Annotated in this window: 6 protein-coding genes; all 6 read left to right on the top strand. The window is 43.7% G+C overall.

Features of this window, described 5'->3' with window-relative positions; genetic code table 11:
- The first annotated feature begins 106 nt into the window (after window positions 1-106).
- The gene (locus AC1DWN_RS29155) at window positions 107-532 is read left to right on the top strand and encodes an Hsp20/alpha crystallin family protein (protein ID WP_477562379.1); all 426 of its coding nucleotides are present in this window, start codon (window positions 107-109) and stop codon (window positions 530-532) included.
- Window positions 533-683: 151 nt separating this feature from the next.
- Window positions 684-884 carry a hypothetical protein gene (locus AC1DWN_RS29150; RefSeq protein WP_477562378.1) on the top strand — a complete coding sequence of 67 codons (201 nt, stop codon included), beginning with the start codon at window positions 684-686 and terminating at the stop codon, window positions 882-884.
- A gap of 35 nt (window positions 885-919) precedes the next feature.
- On the top strand, window positions 920-1,144 hold the full coding sequence (locus tag AC1DWN_RS29145; protein WP_477562377.1) for a hypothetical protein: 225 nt from the start codon (window positions 920-922) through the stop codon (window positions 1,142-1,144).
- 83 nt (window positions 1,145-1,227) lie between these two features.
- Window positions 1,228-1,656 carry a Fur family transcriptional regulator gene (locus AC1DWN_RS29140; RefSeq protein WP_477562381.1) on the top strand — a complete coding sequence of 143 codons (429 nt, stop codon included), beginning with the start codon at window positions 1,228-1,230 and terminating at the stop codon, window positions 1,654-1,656.
- Between the two features lie 17 nt (window positions 1,657-1,673).
- On the top strand, window positions 1,674-1,895 hold the full coding sequence (gene yidD / locus AC1DWN_RS29135; RefSeq protein WP_477562380.1) for a membrane protein insertion efficiency factor YidD: 222 nt from the start codon (window positions 1,674-1,676) through the stop codon (window positions 1,893-1,895).
- Between the two features lie 542 nt (window positions 1,896-2,437).
- On the top strand, window positions 2,438-4,153 hold a 1,716-nt coding region (metG, locus tag AC1DWN_RS29130; protein WP_477562376.1), incomplete at its 3' end, for a methionine--tRNA ligase.

Here is a 4,153-nt window from a genome sequence, read left to right as displayed (position 1 = left end):
GCTACATACTATGCGGCATTCGCCTAGAGGTTCCCACAGGTAGAAGTAGCCCATACGAAGGCAGGCGCATATACTGGCAGGAGTGCTGGAAGGCGGGTGTTTACTTGTGGCATCAAAATGGGATGATCTCGAACGGTGGATGGAAAGGCAGCAGCTACCAAAAGGGTTTGAGTTGCTGCGAGAGCCGAATTGGGTGGAACAATATGTTCGCAAAATGATGACCAAAGCGTTGCCAGAAGCAGCAGGTGCAATGATCGGTTCAGGTTCTGCGAGCTTTTCGGAGACACGTCATTTTGTTCATGTGAAAATAGATTTACCGAATGATTATGAGCGGGAACAATTAAAATTATTTGTTCGTGAGGATCGACTGCGCCTTGAAGGATTGCCTGATGGAAAAGTAGAAACGATCAAACTGCCTCAGCTGGTTAAGCCGAGAGTCTGTCAAACCCTTATTAAAGATGACGTACTTAAGGTAAAGTTGAAGAAAAGGCCGCCCCTTCGCTCTTACCATGAAGCCATTATAAAGTGGTAACAGCGTTTCATAGGTTAAAATGGGTACGTATCTCAAGATATGTACTCTTCTTTGTCACGAAATTGACCGTTCTTGCAACTGGCTAATGCGTCTGTAATCCTTTATAATGTCTATTGACGTGTACATATTGCAAAAAAAGGGAGTGTATCAGGTGTCGTTAGTCGATGTAAGCAGCGTGTCTGCTTCGTTATTCATACTAGGTGCCATTTTTATATTAGTTATTTTTGGCCTGCTTAGCTTTGGTATTTTGCGGATGTTTCAGCAACGGTTTCGTGCAGGGTGGTTTTGTTTTGGTGCTGCGGTAGTTAGTTTTGTCTCTTTCATGTTTATATTAAACAAATGGTATGTGTAGTATATTAGTAGTCGAATTCGACCGGGGGAATTAGCTTGTTCTGGACGCTTATGTGGTTTCTTTTCAATATAGGATTTGTTGTTTCGATTATTATCTTCATGTTTATGCATCGTTCTTATTCAATAGCGAAGGGTCAATTGAATAATGCAGAGCAAATTTCGCGTTTAAATCGGTGGCGGAAGCTGCTTGGATTGCTCAGCATCTTCATGTTCGTGGCAATGGCGGCTAGCTTTGTTATTAATATGAGATTGAATGGCTAGCAAGCTCTCATTGACGAGAGCTTTTTTTTTCGTCATTATGGAGATAGAAACTTTTAGGCTCGGGGGTTAGGCAATTGCATACAATGGACGACATTATACAACGGTTGGCTAGTCAAGGACTAAGAATTACGGATCAACGGAAAACGCTAGCAAAGCTATTTTCAGAAACGATGGGATATTTAGCTCCAAAAGAAGTTTATGAGTATATGGGCAGATCCTATACGGGCTTAAGCTTCGATACGGTTTATCGTAATTTGCGAGTCATGGAAGAGCTAGGCGTACTTGAACAGGTCATCTTCGAGGATGGCGGCAAGTTCAAACTGCACTGCAAAGAGAATGATCATCACCATCATATGATTTGCTTGCAATGCGGTCGTACTTATCCGATAACATTTTGTCCGATGGAGCAGACCGTTGTTCCGGAGGAGTTCCGAGTTGTTAAACATAAATTCGAGGTGTTCGGCTACTGCAAGGAATGTGTGCAGGATGAGCCGACCCCAAGTGAGTTATAATGGGTGAAAACCGTATGATGAGGCGGGTTCTGCAGTCACCGATTCACTTTTACAGAAAAGTGATCTCACCGCTTAAACCGCCTTCTTGTCGTTTCTATCCGACATGCTCGATGTACGCGCTAGAAGCAATTGAGATACACGGCGCAGCAAAGGGATCTTGGCTTGCAGCGAAGCGAATTGCTCGTTGCCATCCGTTTAATCCAGGTGGCTTTGATCCAGTTCCGCCGAGTAAAGAGTGATAACCGCTTATTGCTTGACAGCAAGGGCGTTATTTGGGTATATTTTGTCATAGATACATCCATATATCCGAGGAATGGATAAGTACAATGGAATGCTCTTAGCAGAGAACCGGGAAAGATGCTGAAATCCGGCAAGGGATACGATTGGAAAATGGTCCGGGAGGATTCGCTTTCAAGCTCAACGTGTATACGGCTGAGTAAGGGAGCGACGCAGCGCTGCGTTAAAGGCGGCTGCCGCCAATTAGGGCGGCGCACGAAGCTTTCATGGCTCGGACGGTCACTACCTTTCCGATAGTCATGATTGAAATTTGGGTGGTACCGCGTGAGTTTAAGCTCTCGTCCCATGATGGACGGGAGTTTTTTGCGTTTTTTTGTATATAAGAATTTATAGGTTTTTACTTATAAATGAGCTTATATATCTCTGGGTAACGAATTTTTTTGCTGTAGAGAGTGAATGTAACTGTAACGCTTGAGTTAAACAGGTGATGATTTATGTTATTAAAAAGTGAATTGTTTCAACAAACATTAGGAGGTCTATTGGGATGACAAAAAAAGATGCGTATTATATTACAACACCGATCTATTATCCAAGCGACAAGCTGCATATCGGACATGCTTATACGACTGTTGCCGGTGATGCGATGGCCCGCTATAAAAGACTTCGCGGTTACGACGTATGGTATTTAACTGGTACGGATGAGCATGGACAAAAAATCGAACGCAAGGCAAAGGAAAAGGATCAAACACCACAGCAATTCGTTGACGATATTGTTGTAGGAATTAAAGAACTGTGGTCGAAGCTTGAAATTTCAAATGATGATTTCATTCGTACAACGGAAGAGCGGCACAAGCTGACTGTTGAACGGATTTTTGATCAGCTATTGAAGCAAGATGACATTTATAAAGGTGAATATGAAGGCTGGTATTGTACGCCTTGTGAATCATTTTTCTTGGAGCGCCAACTGGAAAACGGAAATTGTCCAGACTGCGGTCGTCCGGTTGAGCTTGTTAAGGAAGAAAGCTATTTCTTCCGCATGAGTAAATATGCAGATCGTCTGTTAAAGCATTACGAGGACAATCCAGGGTTCATTCAACCGGAATCACGCAAAAATGAAATGATCAACAATTTCATTAAGCCAGGACTAGAGGATCTTGCTGTATCGCGTACGACCTTCGACTGGGGAATTAAAGTGCCGGGCGATCCAAAGCATGTAATTTATGTTTGGATTGATGCCTTGTCAAATTATATTACAGCGCTTGGATATGGCAAGGAAGGATCGGATGAGAAATACCGTAATTTCTGGCCGGCTGATGTGCATTTGGTTGGGAAAGAGATTGTACGTTTCCATACGATCTATTGGCCAATTATGTTGATGGCGCTTGACTTGCCACTACCGAAGAAGGTGTTCGCGCACGGTTGGCTGTTGATGAAAGACGGTAAAATGTCAAAATCCAAGGGTAATGTCGTTGATCCGGTTATGCTGATCGATCGTTACGGTCTAGATGCACTTCGTTATTATTTGCTTAGAGAAGTACCTTTCGGTGCTGATGGAACCTTTACTCCTGAAAATTTCGTTGAGCGCATTAACTTTGACTTAGCGAATGATCTTGGCAATTTGCTTAATCGTACAGTTGCGATGATTGATAAATATTTTGACGGCGTTATTCCAGCATTTGCGGGATCGGTTACTGCATTCGATGAATCTTTGCAGACGCTTGCGGGAGAAACCATTAACCAAGTAGAAGCAGCAATGGAGCGGATGGAGTTCTCTGTAGCTCTTGCTTCATTATGGCAGCTCGTTAGCCGTACAAATAAATACATTGATGAAACCCAGCCTTGGACACTTGCTAAGGATGAATCAAAACGTGGTGAGCTTGCATCTGTTATGTACCACTTGGCAGAGTCACTCCGCATCATTTCAATTGCTTTGCAGCCGTTCTTGACGCATGCGCCTCGTGAAATGTGGAAGCAGCTTGGTCTTGAGCAAGGTGAGCTGACAGCTTGGGAGAGCATGAAGCAGTTTGGCCAATTAGCAGAAGGTACGAAAGTGAGCAAAGGATCGCCATTGTTCCCTCGACTGGAAACCGTAGACGAAGTTGCTTATATCGCAGGCGAAATGGGTGGAGGCGTACAGCCACAGCTGGCAGAGGTTGCGAGTAAAGAGAGTAACACAACTAATGAATCCAAGCCTGTGGAACAAGATAGCAAAGAAGAAATAGCAATCGATGATTTTGCTAAGGTTGAGCTTCGAGTGGCA

Source organism: Paenibacillus sp. P4_A7 (assembly GCF_056402455.1).
The sequence above is the reverse complement of the archived record's forward strand: the minus strand, read 5'-3'. Positions and strand labels throughout refer to the sequence as shown.

Bases quoted from the DNA above. Each gene is read 5' to 3' on its own strand.
- AC1DWN_RS29140 (WP_477562381.1), top strand. From the start codon at position 1,228: ATGGACGACATTATACAACGGTTGGCTAGTCAAGGACTAAGAATTACG.
- yidD (WP_477562380.1), top strand. From the start codon at position 1,674: ATGAGGCGGGTTCTGCAGTCACCGATTCACTTTTACAGAAAAGTGATC.